1 protein-coding gene is annotated in these 279 nt (G+C 62.0%); it reads left to right on the forward strand.

Going from position 1 to position 279, the window contains the following annotated elements; translation table 11 throughout:
- On the forward strand, positions 1-279 hold a 279-nt coding region (locus MRBLSP13_RS22510; RefSeq protein WP_363756567.1), incomplete at both ends, for a M24 family metallopeptidase.

Below are 279 nucleotides of genomic sequence, written 5' to 3' on the forward strand. Positions count from 1 at the left end.
GCGCCCGCGTCATCAAGTCGATCGACGAGGTCTCGTTGCTGGAGACCGCCGCGTGCCTGGTCGATTCCGCCTATGACGAGTTGTTCCGCGTGCTGCGTCCGGGCGTCAAGGAAAGCGAGGCCGTCGCCGTCGTCAATCACGTGCTCTACAACATGGGTTCGGAGAATGTGGAGGCGGTGAACGCGATTTCGGGCGAACGCTGCGCGCCGCATCCCCATGTGTTCTCGGACCGTTACATGCGGCCGGGCGACATGGCCTATTTCGACATCATTCACTCCT

This window comes from Sphingobium sp. LSP13-1-1.1 (genome assembly GCF_040676415.1).
Classification (GTDB): Bacteria; Pseudomonadota; Alphaproteobacteria; order Sphingomonadales; family Sphingomonadaceae; genus Sphingobium.